The organism is Streptomyces sp. NPDC043685, from assembly GCF_056436585.1.
The window spans coordinates 66,669-85,191 of sequence record NZ_JBWKCH010000002.1 but is presented as its reverse complement, the minus strand read 5'-3'; the positions used below and the strand labels follow the sequence as shown (position 1 = coordinate 85,191).

16 protein-coding genes and 1 other RNA gene are annotated in these 18,523 nt (G+C 71.5%); 4 read left to right on the top strand and 13 right to left on the bottom strand.

Going from position 1 to position 18,523, the window contains the following annotated elements; translation table 11 throughout:
• Nucleotides 1–47: 47 nt before the first annotated feature.
• The 7 genes from AC0665_RS05085 to AC0665_RS05055 all read right to left on the bottom strand — a co-directional run bounded on the left by AC0665_RS05085 (nucleotide 48) and on the right by AC0665_RS05055 (nucleotide 8,829).
• Nucleotides 48–998: a hypothetical protein gene (locus AC0665_RS05085; protein ID WP_478704449.1), complete on the bottom strand. Its 951-nt coding sequence runs from the start codon at nucleotides 996–998 to the stop codon at nucleotides 48–50.
• 101 nt (nucleotides 999–1,099) lie between these two features.
• Nucleotides 1,100–2,389: an acyltransferase family protein gene (locus AC0665_RS05080; RefSeq protein WP_468409674.1), complete on the bottom strand. Its 1,290-nt coding sequence runs from the start codon at nucleotides 2,387–2,389 to the stop codon at nucleotides 1,100–1,102.
• Nucleotides 2,386–4,584 carry a polysaccharide deacetylase family protein gene (locus tag AC0665_RS05075; protein WP_468409676.1) on the bottom strand — a complete coding sequence of 733 codons (2,199 nt, stop codon included), beginning with the start codon at nucleotides 4,582–4,584 and terminating at the stop codon, nucleotides 2,386–2,388. The genes AC0665_RS05080 and AC0665_RS05075 overlap by 4 nt, the downstream gene beginning before the upstream one ends.
• Before the next feature lie 451 nt (nucleotides 4,585–5,035).
• Nucleotides 5,036–5,947, bottom strand: a complete 912-nt coding sequence (locus tag AC0665_RS05070; protein WP_478704448.1) for a hypothetical protein — start codon at nucleotides 5,945–5,947, stop codon at nucleotides 5,036–5,038.
• A gap of 271 nt (nucleotides 5,948–6,218) precedes the next feature.
• On the bottom strand, nucleotides 6,219–7,184 hold the full coding sequence (locus AC0665_RS05065; protein WP_478508133.1) for a LysR family transcriptional regulator: 966 nt from the start codon (nucleotides 7,182–7,184) through the stop codon (nucleotides 6,219–6,221).
• Nucleotides 7,185–7,728: 544 nt separating this feature from the next.
• Nucleotides 7,729–8,571: a hypothetical protein gene (locus tag AC0665_RS05060; protein ID WP_478704447.1), complete on the bottom strand. Its 843-nt coding sequence runs from the start codon at nucleotides 8,569–8,571 to the stop codon at nucleotides 7,729–7,731.
• A gap of 12 nt (nucleotides 8,572–8,583) precedes the next feature.
• Nucleotides 8,584–8,829, bottom strand: coding sequence for a hypothetical protein (locus AC0665_RS05055; RefSeq protein WP_363122194.1), 246 nt, complete (start codon nucleotides 8,827–8,829; stop codon nucleotides 8,584–8,586).
• A 249-nt stretch (nucleotides 8,830–9,078) separates the two neighbouring features.
• Here AC0665_RS05055 and AC0665_RS05050 point away from each other — a divergent pair, with 249 nt between their 5' ends.
• From AC0665_RS05050 to AC0665_RS05040, 3 genes are all read left to right on the top strand, one after another.
• The gene (locus AC0665_RS05050) at nucleotides 9,079–10,284 is read left to right on the top strand and encodes an MFS transporter (protein WP_478704446.1); all 1,206 of its coding nucleotides are present in this window, start codon (nucleotides 9,079–9,081) and stop codon (nucleotides 10,282–10,284) included.
• A 75-nt stretch (nucleotides 10,285–10,359) separates the two neighbouring features.
• A complete protein-coding gene (yicI, locus tag AC0665_RS05045; RefSeq protein ID WP_478704445.1) occupies nucleotides 10,360–12,609 on the top strand; it encodes an alpha-xylosidase in 2,250 nt (749 codons plus the stop codon).
• Complete coding sequence (locus tag AC0665_RS05040) at nucleotides 12,609–13,619, top strand: LacI family DNA-binding transcriptional regulator (RefSeq protein ID WP_478704444.1); 1,011 nt, start codon at nucleotides 12,609–12,611, stop codon at nucleotides 13,617–13,619. The genes yicI and AC0665_RS05040 overlap by 1 nt, the downstream gene beginning before the upstream one ends.
• Here the strand turns inward: AC0665_RS05040 and AC0665_RS05035 are convergent.
• From AC0665_RS05035 to ftsE, 6 genes are all read right to left on the bottom strand, one after another.
• Complete coding sequence (locus tag AC0665_RS05035; protein WP_478601862.1) at nucleotides 13,599–14,018, bottom strand: hypothetical protein; 420 nt, start codon at nucleotides 14,016–14,018, stop codon at nucleotides 13,599–13,601. The two genes, AC0665_RS05040 and AC0665_RS05035, sit on opposite strands and share 21 nt — an antisense overlap.
• Before the next feature lie 74 nt (nucleotides 14,019–14,092).
• Nucleotides 14,093–14,481: a transfer-messenger RNA gene (gene ssrA, locus AC0665_RS05030) on the bottom strand.
• 100 nt (nucleotides 14,482–14,581) lie between these two features.
• Complete coding sequence (gene smpB / locus AC0665_RS05025; RefSeq protein ID WP_468409690.1) at nucleotides 14,582–15,064, bottom strand: SsrA-binding protein SmpB; 483 nt, start codon at nucleotides 15,062–15,064, stop codon at nucleotides 14,582–14,584.
• A 46-nt stretch (nucleotides 15,065–15,110) separates the two neighbouring features.
• The gene (locus tag AC0665_RS05020) at nucleotides 15,111–16,280 is read right to left on the bottom strand and encodes a S41 family peptidase (protein ID WP_468633240.1); all 1,170 of its coding nucleotides are present in this window, start codon (nucleotides 16,278–16,280) and stop codon (nucleotides 15,111–15,113) included.
• 68 nt (nucleotides 16,281–16,348) lie between these two features.
• Entirely contained in the window at nucleotides 16,349–17,266 is a 918-nt protein-coding gene (gene ftsX, locus AC0665_RS05015) for a permease-like cell division protein FtsX (protein WP_363122201.1), read from the bottom strand.
• 40 nt (nucleotides 17,267–17,306) lie between these two features.
• Nucleotides 17,307–17,996: a cell division ATP-binding protein FtsE gene (gene ftsE, locus AC0665_RS05010; RefSeq protein WP_003990615.1), complete on the bottom strand. Its 690-nt coding sequence runs from the start codon at nucleotides 17,994–17,996 to the stop codon at nucleotides 17,307–17,309.
• 257 nt (nucleotides 17,997–18,253) lie between these two features.
• Here ftsE and AC0665_RS05005 point away from each other — a divergent pair, with 257 nt between their 5' ends.
• A complete protein-coding gene (locus tag AC0665_RS05005) occupies nucleotides 18,254–18,445 on the top strand; it encodes a hypothetical protein (RefSeq protein WP_363122202.1) in 192 nt (63 codons plus the stop codon).
• The last annotated feature ends 78 nt before the right edge of the window (nucleotides 18,446–18,523 follow it).

Here is an 18,523-nt window from a genome sequence, read left to right as displayed (position 1 = left end):
CTCACCCCGCGCTCGGGCGGGATGAGAGGTTCCGCGAGGTTTCGGGGTCAGTGCTGCGGAGGCTGCCAGGCGGGGTTCTGCCCGGGCTGCGGCTGCGGCTGGTGGTGGGGCTGCCCGTACGGGCCCGGGGGCTGCGCGCCATAGGGGCCGGGCGCGGGCCGGCCGCCGTAGGGAGCCTGCGCGGGCTGACCCGGGTACGGCGCCTGCGCGGGCTGACCGCCGTAGGGAGCCTGCGCGGGCTGACCGGGGTAGGGCCCCGGCGCGGGCTGGGCGTAGGGGCCCGGCGCCGGCTGGGCGTACGGCCCGGGCGGCTGCTGCCCGTAGGCCGGCGGCGTTGCCGTCACCGGGCCCGGCGCGGCGCCGCCGTACGGCCCGCCCGCGAACGGATTGCCCTGCCCGGGCACCTGCGCCCCCGGCGGCACATACCGCAGCCGCCCGTTCTCGTCGTGCACCGGCGTGAAGCCCGCGGCCTGCAACCGGGCCGCGAACTTGGCGTTGCGCTTGCGCGTCACCGCCAGGCCGATGCCCAGGATCGCCATGACCACCAGCCACACCGCGCCGGCCACGATGAAGTCGGCGGACTCGCCCCCGAAGCGGAAGCCGAGGATCGCGCAGCCGACGGTGGCACCCAGAGCCGCGTACCCCATGCGCTTCTCGGCGTTCTTGCCGGTGAGGTCGAAGTTGATGCGGGCCTTGAGGAATTCGAAGGCGTCGGGCACGAGCGGCGGCAGGGAGACACCGTCCGCGGCGTTGGGGTAGTGGGCCCAGTTCTGCCCGGCCCGGGCCCGCGCCTGCGGGCTCGGGTCGGGCAGGATCAGCATGGTGAGCGCGCCGTTGCGGCCGCTGCTCTGCCGGACGTCGGCGTACTCGTAGCCGAACTGCTGGGCGACGAAGGCCAGCCGGGCCAGCTTCTTCACGGACGCCATCGGGCTGGTGAGTTCTACCGGTTCCCCGCTCGCCATCAACCGCAGCATTTTCTGCATCTGCCGCTTGCTCATCCCACCGCTCCCCCGGGTCACTTCGTTCACAAACGCAACCCGTGCAGTTTTCCACACCGGTACAGCCCGTGGAACGGGGCCTCCCCGCGTCGGCCCGCCCCCTACCGCCGGCGCCTCCCGCTCTTGCCGCCCTGCCCGTTCGGCCACCACCGCGGCGACCGCTTCGCCGCGATGTCCTCGACCCAGCCGAACAGGAGGATCGCCGCGCCGATCAGGGGCCAGACCAGGGCGAACATCCAGACGGTGTACGTGCTGTCCAGGGCGGACACCGCGCTGTCGCTCTGGAGGAACGGCAGTTCGTAGAGCAGGTCGAGGATCGGGACCGTGGCCATGATGAGGAGGTTGTGCCAGAGGTAGATCGTGACAGCGCGGTTGTTGGAGAGGGTCACGAGCTTGTCCCACCTGGCCAGGCGGCCCGGGAGTTCGCGCCAGGACGGGGAGTACTGGAGCAGGATCACCACGAAGCCGAAGGACCAGGCCGCCTGGGACAGGGGGATGTCGTTCAGGTCCCAGCCGTCGGGGCCCAGGTGGCCCGAGGCCCACCACAGGCCGAAGGCCATGAGCAGGGCCGCGCAGGAGATCGCCAGGTAGCGGGGGATCCGCTTGAGCAGGCCCTCGTGGTGGGCGAAGCCCAGGATCCAGCAGCCGCCGTAGACCGCGAAGTCGGTCACCGCGTTGCCCGTCTCGCCGGGGATCTTCACCAGGCCCGTGCCGACGACCGCCGTGAGGCCCAGCGGTGCCAGCAGCGTCGGCCACGGTGCCCGGCGGAACGCCCACAGCAGCAGCGGGGAGGCGATGACGAACCAGAGGTAGGCCCGCAGGTACCACAGCGGACCGGCCGCCTGCACCGCCCAGGTCTCCTCCAGCAGCCCGGACTTGGCGCCGAGGTGCCAGGGGAAGGGCGGGGCGCCGACGGGGAAGAAGTAGTTGGCCAGATCGACCAGGCCCCAGGCACCGCCGTGGTCCGGGTCCTTCAGCGGGTTCCAGCCGGCCGCGAACATCATCGCCAGCACCACCGCGCCGAACACCCAGAGCGGGGGCAGGAGCCGGCGGATCCGGCCCCGGATCACACCGAGCGCCGGGCGGTTCAGCGAGCGCGCCATCAGCGAGCCCGCCAGCGCGAACATCACGCCCATCGACGGGAACAGCACCGTCAGCCACGCCCAGCCGAACAGGTGGTAGACGACGACACGGACCAGGGCGATCGAGCGCAGCAGGTCGAGGTAGCGGTCACGGCCGCCGCCCTGGCGCGCCGGCGCGGTGGGGGCGGTCGCGGTGTCGGTTCCGCCCTCCGGTGCGGTGCCGGTCGTGCGCTGACGCGGCATGCCGTAGGACGCCCCCGGCATGCCGGACGCCGCCGATGACGTGGGGATCGGGTTTCCGTGGGTCATGCCACCGGCCTCCGGTCGGAGCTGTTCTGGGACCGCTGGCGCGGTACGGGGCCGCCGCCGGGCGCGTCGACCACGCCGGTGCGCCGCAGCTTCTGCCAGCGCAGCCGGCCGCCGGTGAGGGCGGTGATCCAGGACTGGAGCAGTACGACGTACATCAGCTGGCGGTAAAGGATCTGCTGCAGGGGCAGCGAGACGAGGTGGGTCATGCGCTCGCGGTCGAGCCGGAAGGCGTAGGCCGCGCAGACCGCCTGGATGGCCAGGACGCCGAGCCACGCCATGATCGTCTTCTGGGTGGGGCCGAACACGAGGCCGTAGACGAGGAACACGTCGATCAGCGGGGCCAGCAGGGGCGCCAGGACCATGAAGAGGGACACCAGCGGCAGGCCGACGCGGCCGAAGCGGCCCGAGGGGCCCTTGTCGACCAGGGCCCGGCGGTGTTTCCAGATGGCCTGCATGGTGCCGTACGACCAGCGGTAGCGCTGGGACCACAGCTGCTGGACGGTCTCCGGTGCCTCGGTCCAGGCACGGGCGTTCTCCGCGTAGACCACGCGCCAGCCGTCGCGGTGCAGGGCCATGGTGATGTCGGTGTCCTCGGCGAGGGTGTCGTCGCTCATGCCGCCGACCCGTTCCAGCGCGCTGCGGCGGAAGGCTCCGACCGCGCCGGGGATCGTGGGCATGCAGCGCAGCACGTCGTACATCCGGCGGTCGAGGTTGAAGCCCATCACGTACTCGATGTGCTGCCAGGCGCCGATGAGGGTGTCCTTGTTGCCGACCTTGGCGTTGCCCGCCACCGCGCCCACGCGCGGGTCGCCGAAGGGCTGCACCAGTTCACGCACGGTGGACGGTTCGAAGACCGTGTCGCCGTCCATCATCACGATCAGGTCGTAGCGGGCGTTGGCCACACCGCGGTTGAGCGCGGCGGGCTTGCCCGCGTTGAGCTGGCGGACGACCCGGACGTTCGGCAGGCCCATGGCCTCCACGATCCGTGACGTGCCGTCGGAGGAGCCGTCGTCGATGACGAGGACCTCGATGGGGTGGTCGCTCTCGGCGAGGGAACGGACGGTGTTCTCGATGCACTTGGCCTCGTTGTACGCCGGGACGAGGACCGACACCGGTTCGGTGATCGGCGCTCCCCAGCGGAAGCCGCGGCGGCGCACCCGGCGTGCGTGCACCCCGGAGAGCAGCAGCATCAGCACGAAACGGCCGATGACGAGGGTGCCGACGATCGCGAGTCCGACGACCAGCCCGTCGGTGAGGTGCTCGGAGACCTGGACCAGGAAGATCCACGCCGCGCCCTTCCACCGGTCGAGGCCGGTGACGCGGGAGTGCGCGCTCGGGGCGTCGAGGGCCTCGGTGAGGTTGCTGAACGCGTAGCCCTTCGCACGCAGGTCGGGCAGCATGCGGTCCAGTGCCGCGACGGTCTGGTGGCGGTCTCCGCCGGAGTCGTGCATCAGGACGATCGCGCCTTTGCCGCCCTTGGGCGTGGCACGTCGGACGATCTCGGCGACGCCGGGCCTGCGCCAGTCCTCGCTGTCGGTGTTGTTGACGACGGTGATGTAGCCGCGGTCGCCGATGTACTCGGTCACCGGCCAGGACCTGTTGTCCATGGCGTCGGCGAAGGAGGAGTACGGCGGCCGGAAGAGGGAGGTACGGATGCCCGCCGCGCCGGAGAGGGCGAGCTGGTTCTGGGACAGTTCCCAGTCGATGCGCTTCTTGGACTGGTAGGACAGGTCCGGGTGGTTGAAGGTGTGCAGGCCGACCTCGTGGCCTTCCTCGACCATGCGCCGGACCAGTTCGGGGTAGCGCGAGGCCATGGTGCCGGTGACGAAGAAGACCGCGTGCGCGTCGTGCTTCTTCAGGACGTCCAGGACCTTCGGCGTCCAGACCGGGTCGGGGCCGTCGTCGAAGGTGAGCACCAGGCGGTGGTCGGGCACACGCAGGCTCTCGGTGCGGCCGCTGCGGGTGTCGATGACGGGCCCGCCGCTCATGATCTTCTCCGGCACCTGGTCGGTGGCGGCGGGCGGCCGGACCCGGTGGTCGGCGAGGATCTCGCTGTGCACGTAGCCGCGCAGCATGAGCATCGCCATCAGGGCGACGAGGACGAGCAGGGGCAGGAGGAGGCGCAGCGGCAGGCGGCGCTTGGAACCGCCACGGGCTCGGGGCGCCGGCCCGGAACGGCGGGTACGGGATGCCATGGGTGGTGGTACTCCGGGGTGGTGCGGGATGGGGTGCTGCGGGGACGGTGGGTGGTGCGGGGACGTCGGTGCTGCGGGACGGCGGTTCTGCGGGGGCGGCGGTGCCGCCGGGACGGTGGGTGGTGCGGACGGTGCCGGCGGGTTTCGCGGCGCCGTCGGCGAGTCCCTCACCGCTCAGCGGGACCGGGAGCCCGGGGTCCGCGAGCGTGAGGCGCCGGAGCACCCTCCCCCGGATCTTCCTCCGGGGGCTGTGTGGCAGGCACCGCTCGCGCGGCCGGGACCAGTGCTGATGGCCGGGAAGGTCACCGGCTCGCGATGCTCGGCAGGGCACCTCGCCGCGTCATCGCATCACCCGGGTACCTCCCGTGCGCGGGCGATGCTCCGCCGTGCGCACCGCACCGGACGCCTGTCCGGCGAGCCTTTCCGGCCGTCGGCACTGAAGGAGTCGGCACTAAAGGGTGGGCGTCGGTTCGGCGCTCGGCGTCTCGACCGGGCCTTCGGCGACCGTGCCGGTGTCGTCGCTGTCGCCGGCCCCCAGGGTCTCGGTCGGCTCGGGCGTGGGCTCGCCCGTCGGCGTCGGGTCGGGGGCCGGTGTGGTCGGCGTATCGGCGGGCTTGGTCGGGGCGGGGGCGGTCACGCCGGTGCCCGGGGCCGGTGTGGTCCGGGTCGCGGTCGGCGAGGGGCGTTCCGTCGCGCCGCGGCGGCCGGGTTCGGCGGTGTCGGCGTGTTCGACGGTGCCGGCACCGGCCTCGGGCGAGGGTGACACGGCCTCGTCGGCCGTCGGCGCGCTGCTCGGAGCGGTGGTGCCGGTGTCGGCGGCCGGGTCCGACTGCTTGGGCAGCGGCGGGGTGTCGACCTGCCCGGCCGACGGATCCTGCTTCTGACCCGGTACGGGCAGCCAGGGCGCGTTGGAGTTGCCCGACAGCAGCGTGGCGACGATGACGACGGCGTACACCCCGCAGGCCAGGGCGATGACTATGCCGATCCGGCGGAAGCGACGGCTGCGCCGGCCCGACTCGTCGACGAAGACCGGCCGGTCGGCGGGGGCCGCGCCCGCGCCCATGCCGTCCTCGACCCGCCGCACGAACCCGTCCCCGAGTTGTACGGCGTCGAGCTGGATGGTGACCTCGTGCGGGTCGTGGGTGTGCCCGGCGGGGCCGGGGGGCACGGCCGGGGCGTCGGCGCGCCCGACAGCGTGGGCGTCCTCCTGCCAGGGGTCGCGGACCGCGGTCCGCGACTCGGTGCCGGAGTCGAACGAGCGGAACGAGTCGGCCTCGCCCTCGCTCTGCCGGGGGATGCCGCGCAGTATCTCCGTACCGGCGGGCAGCCGGTAGCCGCTCACCCGGTCGTCACCGTCGCGCACCTGGGTGGCTCTCCGGTCCCGGACGCTGCCGTCCGCAGGGAGTTCCCCGGTCGCCGCCGCGGCCTCGGGCCACTCGGGTTGGGCGTCTTCTCGCCAACTTTTCACAGGCACGTACTTCCCCCCACGGGATGGTTCGGGTGCGTCTACGACCTGAACACCCGCCGTCGGATCGGGCCCCCACCCGTCCGAACGCCCCCTACTACCACACCGTGCTCAGACGTTGAATGTAGCGCACGGGGAGGTTGTGTGTGAGCGCGGGTATCGAATCGTGTCAGTCGTGAGACGTCATGAGGACATCGTCACCGGCCGGAATCCATCCCCCGGCGGGCCGCCGCAGCCACCCCTCCTCGGCGGCGAGCCGGGCCGCCGCCTGCCGCAGCGCGTCGAACGCGGGGTGGGTCAGGCCCTTGCGCCACACCAGGGACAGCGGGGACAGCGGCACGGGGTCGACCAGGGGCCGCAACACCGTCGACGGCAGTTCCGGGAAGCCCACGACGGCCAGAATGGGGTTGCGTGTTCTGGCCATGACCCGCTGGAACTCCTCCTCCCCGACGGCCAGTGGCGCGGGTGGCGCGATCTCGATGCCCCGGCCCTCGAACAGCAGCCTGGCGAGGCCGGTCCACTCGGGCGTGCGCGGATTGCCGGCGCCCGCGTAGACGGTCTCGCCGGCCAGCTCGGCGAGTGGCACCGCCTCCAGAGCGGCCAGCCGGTGGTCCTCGGGCAGCACGACCGCCATCGGCTCGTACCGCACGGGCAGGTGGTCGAGCCCCGCCCGCAAAGCCGGGTCCAGCCCGGCGAACCGTCCGAACGACGCGTCCAACCGGCCCGCGAGCAGCTCACCGGCGGCTCCGGTCAGGCCGCTCTCGTAGCGGGCCATCAGTTCGTGACCCGGCGCGAGCTCCCGCGCCCGGTGCAGCACGCGGCGGGCGGTGACCAGGCCGGGGAAGTTGAGGTCGACCAACAGGGGGCGGGCCTGGTCGAAGGCGGCGAGCAGCTCGTCCTGCGCCCGGAGCATCCGACGGGCGTACGGCAGCAGCCGCTCCCCGTCGGGGGTCAGCGTCACCTGCCGGGTGGTCCGCACGAACAGCTCGGCCCTCAGCTCCCGCTCCAGCCGCCGCACGTCCCGGCTGAGCGCCTGCTGAGCCACATGCAACCGCACGGCGGCCCGTGTGAAGTGCAGTTCCTCGGCGACGGTGACGAAGCCACGCAGCAGACGGGGGTCGAGGTGGGCGGGCATGCGCCGAACTTACAACGGGCGGGGGGTGCGGGTGCCGGTGCCGTGAAGGACGGGGGCGGGGCCCGGCCGGGGCGCCTGGAACGGTGCCGGGCGGGGGCGCCAGGCAGGGCCGCAGGGTGTCCCGGGCCCGGGGTGCGCGGAAGGGTGCCGGGCCGGGGGCGTCAGGCGCGACCGCAGAGCGGGAGGACCCGGGCGGGGCCCGGTGCAGGGGCCCCGGGCCGGTGTGCTCAAGGCCGGGCGTCGACCCACATGGCGTGGGCGGGACGCCTGGACCGGTGCCCGGGCCGGGTGCTGCACCGCCTCCCGGGCCCGGGGCATCAGACGCGGCCCCAGGGCGGAAGGCCCCGGGCGGGGCCCGGTGCAGGGGCCCCGGGCCGGTTCGCTCAGGGCGCGGTCGGCCCGCGAGGACTCAGGCGGGGCCGGCCCGCGAGGACTCAGGCGGGGTCGGCCCGGCGAGGGCTCAGGCGGGGTCGGCCCCGCGAGGGCTCAGGCGGGGTCGGCCCGCGAGTGCTCGGGCGGGGGGGGCAGGGCCGGGGGCCCGGGCTCAAGGGCCCGTGTTCCTCGTGGTCGTCCCCGTCTCGCCCGGGCGGGCGTCCGCGCCCTGGTGGCCCTCCGTGCCGGACGGCGACAGTGCCTGTCCCACCCGGTGCCGCGGGACCGAGCGCATCGGTGGGCGGGTCAGGGTGATCTGGCGGACCACCTGCTGGAAGCAGGCGAGGGCGGCGAGCCCGGGCAGGGCCGCGGCCGCGGTGCCCATGATCGTCCGGGGCGCCTGGACGACGCACAGCAGCACGGCGATGCAGGAGAAGACCAGGACCACGCACCAGGAGTGCACGGCACGGCGCTGGTGCAGCGCGGCCCGCAGGACGGACAGGGAGCCCACCAGCCAGGGCCCGTACACCAGCAGGGGCCACCAGGTGCGCAGGCCACGCGCCGCGGGCGAGACCGCGACCAGGCGCAGCGGGTCGTAGGCGACGACCGCGCTCAGCAGACTCACGGCGAGGGCGATGACGGCCGCCATCGCGGCGACCAGGAAGCTCGTGGTGCGCAGCACGCCCGGGGCCTTGCGGGGCCGGACCTTGCGGTGCCGCCGGGGGAGCTCCCGGACGGGCGGCAGTTCCTCGGTGATGTCCTGGAGCCGCCGCATGTGGGTGCCCGGGGTGGGGGCCTGGGGGATCGGTGGGACCGGTGGTGCCGGCTCGGCGGCCTCGGCCAGGTCGTCGTCACGGGGTCCTGGGATCCTCGTCGCCTGCTCGCCGAGGGCCTCCTCGAGGATGAACGCGAGTTCCTCGGCGGGGTCCCAGGTCGGGTCCGGTGGCGTCAGGGGAGTGATGAAGTCCCGGGCCGGAGCCCGATGCCGGCCGGTGCCTTCGACTTTTTCGTACATGGCGCGCCCCGACTATTTCGAAAGCGCGAAAGCCGGCCAATCCGTCGCACTGATCCACCGCCGGGCGAGATCCTTTTCCAAGGTGCTCATGGCATCGATGAAATCGCGCAGCACCGACTCGGTCACCTGCAACGCGACCGGACAACCACCTCTGGTGAGCGTGCCGTTGACTGTTGCCGACGAGTGCGCCGGAGCCGGAATGTAGGTGTATGGGCCGAGCGTTACCGCCCAGCCGTCTTTCCTGGTCGCCTCGGTCATGTACCGACTAACCGTCGGCCCTCTTCGGCGGATGCGCGGCAAACGAGTGAAGGACTTTCCCGAATGAGCATCTTTTCCATGCGGCATGAGAAGCATTAGGAATCTCCATATCCCTGTATGAAGAACAGGCAGCGAACGTTTCCGGCCACCCCCCTTTCGGCCGTCTCGCGCGGATTCACAACGCAGGTGTGTGACTGCGTGCGGAACAGGTGTTGGACCGCTTGATCACCCCCGGGCGACGGTGGGCGCATGCCTCGGCTCCAGCCCTACCGCCGCCTGTTCCGTCTGCCGGGCACCCGCGCGTTCACCGCCGGGAACCTCATCGCCCGGCTGCCGATGGGCATGTTCAGCGTGAGCGCGGTCGTGATGATCGCCGGCACCCGGGGTTCGTACGCCCTGGCCGGCGCCGTCACGGCGACGGGACTCGCGGCGACCGCGCTGGTCGCGCCGGGGATCGCCCGGCTCGTGGACCGGCACGGTCAGGCCCGGGTGGCCCTGCCCGCCACGGTCGTCGCCGTCCTCGGCTCCCTGTCCCTGCTGCTGTGCGTGCGCCACGACGCCCCCGACTGGACCCTGTTCGCCTCCTACGCCGCCACCGCCACGACACCCAACACCGGCGGGATGTCCCGGGCCCGCTGGGCCCATCTGCTGGCCGGCGACCCGAAGGCACTGCACACGGCCAACTCCTTCGAGCAGGCGGCGGACGAACTGTGCTTCATGCTGGGCCCGGTGCTCGCGGCGTTCCTGTGCGGGACGTTCTTCCCCGAGGCGGGCACGCTGGTGGGCGCGGTGCTGCTGCTGACCGGCATGGTCCTGTTCACGACCCGGCGCGCGACGGAGCCCCCGGTCCGCGCGCACATACCCGGCAAGGCGCCCCTGCGCGCCCCCGGGATCCCCCCGCTGCTCGCGGTCTGCCTGGCGATGGGCGGCGTCTTCGGCGCGACGGAGGTCGTCACGCTGGCGTTCGCCGACGCGCAGGGCCGGTCGTCGGTGGCCGGAATCGTGCTCGCGCTCCAGGCCGCGGGCTCCTGTGCGGCGGGCCTGCTGTACGGCGCCGCGAAGCCCACCGGTCCGGCCGCGGCCCGGCTGCCCCGGTGCGTGGCGGCGATGGCCGCGCTGCTGCTTCTGCCGCTTGCCGCGGCCTTCACCGGTTCGCTGCTCCTGGTGGGGGCCACGCTGCTGGTCGCCGGGATGGCGACGGCCCCGACGATGGTCACCACCATGACGCTGGTCCAGGAGCGCACCCCCGAGGGCCGGCTGAACGAGGGCATGACCCTCGCCGTGACCGGTCTGCTCGGCGGCATCGCCTGCGGCAGCGCGCTCGGCGGCTGGACGGTGGAGCACTTCTCGCCGACCGCGGGCTACGCGGTCCCGGTGACGGCGGCGGCCCTGGCCCTGGCGCTGTCGCTGCGCCCCTCTTCGAATCGCTTCACCGAGTGCCTTACGCCCCATTGACGCCCTCACGCACCCCGCATACGTTCGATCGTCGAAGCGCTTCGACGTCATGCGCCGGGAAGTAGGGACACCCACATGAAGTTCACCGACGGCTACTGGCTCCTGCGTGAGGGCGTCACCGCCGCCCACCCGGCCCAGGCCCTCGACGTGACCGAGTCGGACGGCGGACTGGAGATCCACGCCCCGACCCGGCCCGTCCGCTCCCGCGGCGACCTGTTGACCGGCCCGGTCCTCACGGTCCGCGCGCACACCCCCATGCCGGACGTCATCGGCCTGACGCTGACGCACTTCACCGGCGGACCGTCGCGCGGACCCGATTTCGAGCTGACGAGGTCGGACGCCGCCGCGGAGATCTCGTACGACGACGAGCACGCGACCCTCACCTCGGGCGCGCTGTCGGTCCGGCTGGCCAGGGGCGGCCCCTGGCATGTCGAGTTCCTCGCGCACGGCCGCACGCTCACCAGCAGCGGCCACAAGAACACGGGCATCATGCGGGACGCCTCGGGCGCGCACCACCTGCGCGAACAACTGGTCCTGAAGGTCGGCACCTCCGTCTACGGCCTCGGTGAGCGCTTCGGCCCGCTGGTGAAGAACGGGCAGGTCGTCGACGTCTGGCAGGCCGACGGCGGCACGTGCAGCGAACAGGCCTACAAGAACGTGCCCTTCTTCCTCACGGACGCGGGCTACGGCGTCTTCGTCGACCACCCGGGCCAGGTGTCCTTCGAGGTCGCCTCCGAGGTGGTGTCCCGGGTGCAGTTCAGCGCGGAGACGCAGGAGCTGACGTACTACGTCATCCACGGGCCCACCCCGAAGGAGATCCTCCGCAAGTACACGGCCCTGACCGGCCGCCCGGCCCTGCCGCCCGCCTGGTCGTTCGGCCTGTGGCTGTCGACGTCCTTCACGACCTCGTACGACGAGGAGACGGTGACGTCCTTCATCGAGGGCATGCGGGAGCGTGAACTGCCGCTGTCCGTCTTCCACTTCGACTGCTTCTGGATGCGGGAGTTCCACTGGTGCGACTTCACGTGGGACACCCGGGTGTTCCCCGACCCGGAGGGCATGCTGGCCCGGCTGAAGGCCCGTGACCTGCGCGTCTCGGTCTGGATCAATCCCTACATCGCCCAGCGCTCCCCGCTGTTCGCCGAGGGCAAGGCGCTCGGGCACCTGCTGAGGCGACCGGACGGCGGTGTCTGGCAGTGGGACCTGTGGCAACCCGGCATGGCCCTGGTCGACTTCACCTCCCCGGCCGCCCGCGACTGGTACGCCTCCAAGCTGGAGGCGCTGCTCGACCAGGGCGTCGACTGTTTCAAGACCGACTTCGGCGAACGGGTGCCCCTGGACGTGGTCTGGTCCGACGGCTCCGATCCGGAGCGGATGCACAACTACTACACGTACCTGTACAACCGCACGGTCTTCGAGGTGCTGCGCAAGCACCGCGGGGAGCAGGAGGCCGTGCTCTTCGCCCGCTCGGCGACAGCGGGGAGCCAGCAGTTCCCGGTGCACTGGGGCGGTGACTGCGAGGCGACGTACGAGTCGATGGCGGAGTCGCTGCGCGGCGGACTGTCCCTCGGCCTGTCGGGCTTCGGATTCTGGAGCCACGACATCGGCGGCTTCGAAGGCACCCCCACCCCGGCCCTGTTCAAGCGCTGGCTGGCCTTCGGCCTGCTCTCCTCCCACAGCCGTCTGCACGGCAGCAGCTCCTACCGGGTCCCCTGGCACTTCGACGAGGAGTCGGTCGAGGTGGCACGCCACTTCACCCGGCTGAAGCTCCGCCTGATGCCCTACCTGTACGAGACGGCCCGCACGGCCCACGCCGAGGGACTGCCCATGATGCGGGCCATGGTGCTGGAGTTCCCGGACGACCCGGGGTGCGCGCACCTGGAACGGCAGTACATGCTCGGCCCGGACCTGCTGGTCGCCCCGGTGTTCAGCGACGAGGGCGACGTCACGTACTACGTCCCGGAGGGCACCTGGACCCACCTCTCGACCGGCGCGACGGTGACCGGCCCGCGCTGGGTGCGCGAGCGGCACGACTTCCTGAGCGCGCCGCTGCTGGTGCGGCCGGGCGCGGTGATCCCGGTGGGAGCGCGGGACGACCGGCCGGACTACGACCACGCCGACGGCGTCACCCTGCGGGCGTACGGCCTGCGGCCCGGTGACGAGGTGACGGTGCCGGTCGGGGACGTGACCTTCACGGTCGTCCGCGAGGGGAACACCCTGCGGGCGACATGCGGCGCCCCGACGGCGGCCTGGAGCCTGGCGGCGGGCGACCGCGATGTCCAGGCCCCGCCCGGCACGGGTGTGCTCACCCTGGAGCTGGACTGATGGTCACGATCACGGACGTGGCGAGACGGGCCGGGGTCTCCCCCAGTACCGTCTCCTACGCGCTGAGCGGCAAGCGCCCGATCTCCGACGAGACCAGGCGGCGCGTCGAGGCCGCCGTCCGCGAACTCGGCTACCGCCCCCACACGGGCGCCCGCGCCCCGGCCGCTCGCATGCCGAACGTCCTGGCCCTGGCCGCGCCGCTGCGCCCCGGCGTGCACGTCCCGGTGATCATGCGGCTGGCCGTGTCGGTGGTGACGACGGCCCGCGCCCACGGCCACGACGTCCTGCTGCTCACCCAGGAGGATGCCGAGGAGGCGCTGAGCCGCGCCCTGGACACGGCCTCGGTGGACGCGCTGCTGCTCACGGACGTCGAGCTCGACGACCCCCGCCTGCGCCGGCTCCGCTCCCTCGACCGCCCGTCGGTCCTGATCGGCCTCCCCGCGGAGCCACACGGTCTGACCTGCGTGGACCTCGACTTCGAGGCGGCCGGCGAGGCATGTGTGAACCACCTGGCGAGCCTGGGCCACCGCACAGTCGCCCTGATCGGCTCGCCCCCGGAGGTCTATCTCCGAAGGACGGCCTACGCCCATCACCTCATGCGGGGCTTCACCGCCACCGCGACCCGTCTGGGCCTGGCCTCGTCCGTCCATCCGAGCGGTCCGGACCCCGCCTCGGCCCGGCCGCTCGCCGAGCGGCTGCTGCGCGAACACCCGGCCCTGACCGGCGTGGTGGTGCACAACGAGGCTCTTCTGGATCCACTGCTCGCCGCCTTCGAACACCTCGGTCTGCGCCTCCCGGCCGACCTTTCCGTCACGGCCGTCTGCCCGGACGACCTGGCCGCCGCACTCCGCGTCCCGGTCACGTCCGTGTCCCTGCCGGCCGACGAGCTGGGCACCCACGCGGTGGAACTCCTGATGCGGAAGCTGCACGGCGCCCCGGTGCCGCAGACGACCCTGCTGCCACCCCGCCTGACGGAACACACCGGCTCCTCACCCCGGGGACCGGCCTGACAGCGCGGCCTCCAGCCGTTCCCCCGTCATCTCGATGACCACGGCGTCCTTCCGCATGCCGAGGGGCAGCTGCGCGTACTCCTGCGCGCGGCACACGATCCGGCCCTCGCCGGGATCGAAGGCGACCGCGCCCAGCCGCGACACCAGCTCGGCGATGATGCCGAAAACCCCGCCGGAATGCGGGCGCTCGACCAGGATGCCGGTGTCACCGGCGAAGATCTCGGCCTCGCTGCCGTCACCGGCCCGGATCCAGAACTGGAGGTGGCCGTCGAGGTCGAAACGCAGTCCGGGATCCCCGACATCGTGAGGTTCCAGTACGGCCCGGACCAGTTCGAGATCCAGCGGGACGGGAACGTCGGCGCCCCCGGCGAACTTGTATATAGACGGGCTGTAACCCACCCGACCTCCTCGACGACGGCCCATGACAAAGGCCCCGCCGCTCGAAAGCGACGGGGCCTTTGCCCACATGGGATGAGTGGAGATGGCGGGAATCGAACCCGCGTCCAACGGTGCAGAATCAGGGCTTCTCCGTGTGCAGTTCGCTGTGATTTTCTCGGCCCCGGCAATCACGCGAACAAGTCGCCGACGGGCCCAGTCACTGTTTGGTTTCCCATCGAACCCCGTGACCGGGCTCGATGGTTTAGTTCCCTAGATTATGCCAGGATCCGGGCCGGGAACACTCCCGGGCTGACACCCATTTAGGGTCCTTCAGTCACTGCTTATCAGGCAGCGAGGGCGAAGGACTGGGAATCGCGCTTGGTGTTGGCGATTATTTTTTGCGACATATGGTTTACGAGATCATTGCCGCTTCCTCGACACGCTTCCCCTGCTTCGACAGCCGCTGTCGAAACCGATCATCCCCATGTTGTGTTGACAATCCCCTCCGGCAGAGGGGCCCGCACCCGCCGTGGGGTGCACGCACCATCGTACGTGACCAACGCAGGTCGGTGCCAGCGCATTCCCTACGCCCCGCGCTGCTTGCGCCGCACCGCCGAGATCGCCCGCTCGGTCTCCCGCCGGTCCTGCTTCTCCCGGAGCGCCTGGCGCTTGTCGTACTCCTTCTTGCCCTTCGCCAGCGCGATCTCGACCTTGGCCCGGCCGTCCTTGAAGTACAGCGCGAGCGGCACGATGGTGTGGCCCGTGTCCGCCGACTTCGACTCCAGCTTGTCGATCTCGGCGCGGTGCAGCAGCAGCTTCCGCTTGCGCCGGGCGCTGTGGTTGGTCCACGTGCCCTGGCTGTACTCCGGCACGTGCACGTTGTACAGCCACGCCTCGTGCCCTTCGAGCTGCACGAAGCCGTCGACCAGCGACGCCCGTCCCTGGCGCAGGGACTTCACCTCGGTCCCGGTGAGGACCAGACCGGCCTCGTAGGTGTCGATGATGAGGTAGTCGTGCCGCGCCTTCTTGTGCTGCGCGATCAGCTTGCGCCCTTTTTCCTTAGCCATAGTGCCGACCATTTTCGCACTACGGAGGGGCCCTGCGGAAAGTCGATTACGAGGGGCTCGCCAGGCCCCGCAGCACGGCCCGGGCCCGCTGGAGGGCGTCCTCGTCGGTCTCCAGGTCGGGCGTGATGCCCCGGCCGTCGACCGCGCGGCCGGAGGGGGTGCGGTAATGCCCGACGGTCAGTTCCGCGACGGAGCCGTCGGGCAGCCGGCTCGGCATCTGGACCGAGCCCTTGCCGAAGGTGCGGGAGCCCACGACGAGCGCCCGTCCCCGGTCCTGCACGGCACCGGTGAGCAGCTCGGCCGCGCTCATCGTGCCGCCGTCGACGAGGGTGACCAGGGGTTTCGTGGTGTCGCCGCCGGGCTCGGCGTGCAGAACCCGCTGCTTGCCGTCGATGTCGTAGGTGGCGACCAGACCGCCGTCGAGGAAGGCGGAGGCGGCGGTCACGGCCTCGGTGACCAGGCCGCCGGAATTGCCGCGCAGATCGAGGACGATCCCGGCGCCGGACGGGGCCCGCCGGACGGCGTCGCGGACCTGGTGGCCGGAGTGCTTGGTGAAGGTGGCGACCTTGATGACGGTCACCGGGCCGGAGAGTTCCCGGACGGTGACGGAGTCCGTGGACAGCTGGGCCCGGCGCAGGGTCCGGGTCCACGCGCGCGTGCCGCGCTCCAGTCCGAGGCGGACGGTGGTGCCCGCGGTGGCGTCGGTGGCGTCCCCGCGCAGTAAGGAGACCACCTCGGTGACGGGCCGCCCGTCGGTCCGCTCGCCGTCGACGCTGCGCAGCAGGTCCCCGGGGCGGATTCCGGCGGTGGCCGCGGGCGAGCCGGCGCGCACCTTCGTCACCTCGATACGGCCGTCCCGCTCGCTGCGGGCCCACAGGCCCACGCCGGTGTACTGGCCGTCGAGCGCCTCCTCGAACTCCTCGTACTCGCCCCGGGAGTAGACGGCCCCCCAGCGGTCCCCGCTGCGGCTGACGGCGCGCTTCGCGGCCTCCATCGGGGACTTGCCGTCGGCCATGGCCTCCTCGGCCGCCCGGGCGACGTCCGCCTGGCGCCCTGCCGCACCGGCCGAACGGACCTCGTCCGGGGCGGAGTTCCGGTCGTCCCGCGGCAACGCCCCCGTGGCCGCACCGGCGACGAGCACGCTCGCGAACACCAAGGTCAGGGCGGCCCCGCGGCGGATGCGACGGGGCTGACAGAACGGGTCACGACCTGACATGCCGGTGAGTCTAGGACAAGGGGAAGGGCCGCACGGCCGGTTGACCGTACGGCCCCTCTTGGCATGCGTCACACCTTCAAGTACTTGCGCAGCGCGAAGAACGCGGCCAACGCGGGCATCAGAAGGCTCGTGGCGAGGATGAGCGGCAGCTTGGTGAGGACGGCGTCCCAGCCGATGAAGTTGATCAGTGTCAGCTGGTCGGCCAGGGCCAGTCCGTGGTCGATGAGGAAGTACCGGGCGATCAGCAGGAAGGCGCACGCGAGGGTGCCGCCGATGAGTCCGGCGACCGCGGCCTCCATGATGAACGGCGCCTGGATGTAGAAACCGGAGGCGCCGACCAGCCGCATGATGCCGGTCTCACGCCGTCGGCTGAACGCCGAGACGCGCACGGTGTTGACGATCAGCATCAGCGCGACGACCAGCATCAGCGCCATCACCGCGCGGGCGGCCCAGTTCATGCCGTTCAGCAGCTTGAAGAGGTTGTCCAGGATGCCCTTCTGGTCCTGCACGGACTGCACGCCGTCCCGGCCGTTGAAGGCGGTGGCGATGACCTGGTACTTCTCCGGGTCCTTCAGCTTGATGCGGTACGACTCCTGCATCTGGTCCGGCGTGAGGGAGCTGGCGAGCGGGGAGTCGCCGAACTGCTCCTTGTAGTGCTTGTACGCCTGGTCCTGCGACTCGTACGTGACGGCCTGGACGACGTCCATCTTGTCGAGGTCGGCCTTGATCTGCTTCTTCTGGTCGTCGGTCACCGCGCCCTTGGCGCAGTTGGGGTCGGACTCGGCGTCGCTCTTGTTGCAGAGGAAGATCGAGACGTTGACCTTGTCGTACCAGTAGCCCTTCATGGTGTTGACCTGGTCGCTCATCAGGAGCGACCCGCCGAACAGGGCGAGCGACAGGGCGACGGAGACGACGACGGCGAAGGTCATCGTCAGGTTGCGGCGGAGACCGACTCCGATCTCCGACAGGACGAACTGGGCGCGCATGGCGACGGGTTATGCCTTTCCGTGGATCTCGGGTGCGGTATCAGTGCTGGTAGCCGTAGACACCGCGGGCCTGGTCGCGGACGAGGCGGCCCTTCTCCAGTTCGATGACGCGCTTGCGCATCTGGTCGACGATGTTCTGGTCGTGCGTGGCCATCACCACGGTCGTGCCCGTCCGGTTGATGCGGTCGAGCAGCTTCATGATGCCGACGGAGGTCTGCGGGTCGAGGTTGCCGGTGGGCTCGTCGGCGATGAGCAGCTTGGGCCGGTTGACGAAGGCCCGCGCGATGGCGACGCGCTGCTGCTCACCACCGGACAGCTCGCCGGGCATCCGGTCCTCCTTGCCGCCGAGCCCGACGAGGTCGAGCACCTGCGGCACGGACTTGCGGATCTCGCCGCGCGACTTGCCGATGACCTCCTGCGCGAAGGCGACGTTCTCGCCGACCGTCTTGTTCGGCAGCAGGCGGAAGTCCTGGAACACCGTCCCCAGCTGGCGCCGCATCTGCGGGACCTTCCAGTTGGAGAGGCGGGCGAGGTCCTTGCCCAGAACGTGCACCTGACCGTGACTGCACCGCTCCTCGCGGAGGATCAGCCGCAGGAAGGTGGACTTTCCGGAGCCGGAGGACCCCACGAGGAAGACGAACTCGCCCTTCTCGACCTCCAGGGAGACATCCCTGAGGGCGGGGCGGGTCTGCTTGGGGTAGACCTTGGAGACATTGTCGAATCGGATCACGGATGCACCACGGGTCGCCGGGGGTAGATGAGCGTGACCATACGCGAACCGGGTAGGGCACCGCAGTCACCGACCGTGGTTGCGCCGTGGATGTGCCGTTTTGTTCCGAGCGCGGCGGGGCGCGGGCAGACTGTGCGTACCACCACAGAAAACGCGCAGCCGCGCGACGGGCGACGGAACCTGGCAAAGTGGAGGGGGGAACATTCCCACTCCCACGGACGTTGGACTCGTGGAACCGGCGCAAGGAGGGCAAGCGCATGACGTACGACCGGCTGGTGTGCGCGAACTGCGCGTCCCCCGTGAACGAGGGCCGCTGCCCCGTGTGCCGCGCGAACCGCGAGCGGCTTCAGCAGGAGAGCTTCCTCGCGAATATCAGCCCGACGGCTCTGATCGCGCTGCTGACGGTGCTGATCGCGGCGGTGGCCCTGCTGGCGCACCAGACCGCGTAAGGGCGAGGGCGGCCCGCCCGCCTCCGGACATGGGCCGAGGGCCCGGAGCGAAACGCTCCGGGCCCTCGGCGTGCGCTG

Bases quoted from the DNA above. Each gene is read 5' to 3' on its own strand.
- AC0665_RS05085 (WP_478704449.1), bottom strand. From the start codon at position 998: ATGAGCAAGCGGCAGATGCAGAAAATGCTGCGGTTGATGGCGAGCGGG.
- AC0665_RS05080 (WP_468409674.1), bottom strand. From the start codon at position 2,389: ATGACCCACGGAAACCCGATCCCCACGTCATCGGCGGCGTCCGGCATG.
- AC0665_RS05075 (WP_468409676.1), bottom strand. From the start codon at position 4,584: ATGGCATCCCGTACCCGCCGTTCCGGGCCGGCGCCCCGAGCCCGTGGC.
- AC0665_RS05065 (WP_478508133.1), bottom strand. From the start codon at position 7,184: ATGCCCGCCCACCTCGACCCCCGTCTGCTGCGTGGCTTCGTCACCGTC.
- AC0665_RS05060 (WP_478704447.1), bottom strand. From the start codon at position 8,571: ATGTACGAAAAAGTCGAAGGCACCGGCCGGCATCGGGCTCCGGCCCGG.
- AC0665_RS05055 (WP_363122194.1), bottom strand. From the start codon at position 8,829: ATGACCGAGGCGACCAGGAAAGACGGCTGGGCGGTAACGCTCGGCCCA.
- AC0665_RS05050 (WP_478704446.1), top strand. From the start codon at position 9,079: ATGCCTCGGCTCCAGCCCTACCGCCGCCTGTTCCGTCTGCCGGGCACC.
- yicI (WP_478704445.1), top strand. From the start codon at position 10,360: ATGAAGTTCACCGACGGCTACTGGCTCCTGCGTGAGGGCGTCACCGCC.
- AC0665_RS05040 (WP_478704444.1), top strand. From the start codon at position 12,609: ATGGTCACGATCACGGACGTGGCGAGACGGGCCGGGGTCTCCCCCAGT.
- smpB (WP_468409690.1), bottom strand. From the start codon at position 15,064: ATGGCTAAGGAAAAAGGGCGCAAGCTGATCGCGCAGCACAAGAAGGCG.
- AC0665_RS05020 (WP_468633240.1), bottom strand. From the start codon at position 16,280: ATGTCAGGTCGTGACCCGTTCTGTCAGCCCCGTCGCATCCGCCGCGGG.
- ftsX (WP_363122201.1), bottom strand. From the start codon at position 17,266: ATGCGCGCCCAGTTCGTCCTGTCGGAGATCGGAGTCGGTCTCCGCCGC.
- AC0665_RS05005 (WP_363122202.1), top strand. From the start codon at position 18,254: ATGACGTACGACCGGCTGGTGTGCGCGAACTGCGCGTCCCCCGTGAAC.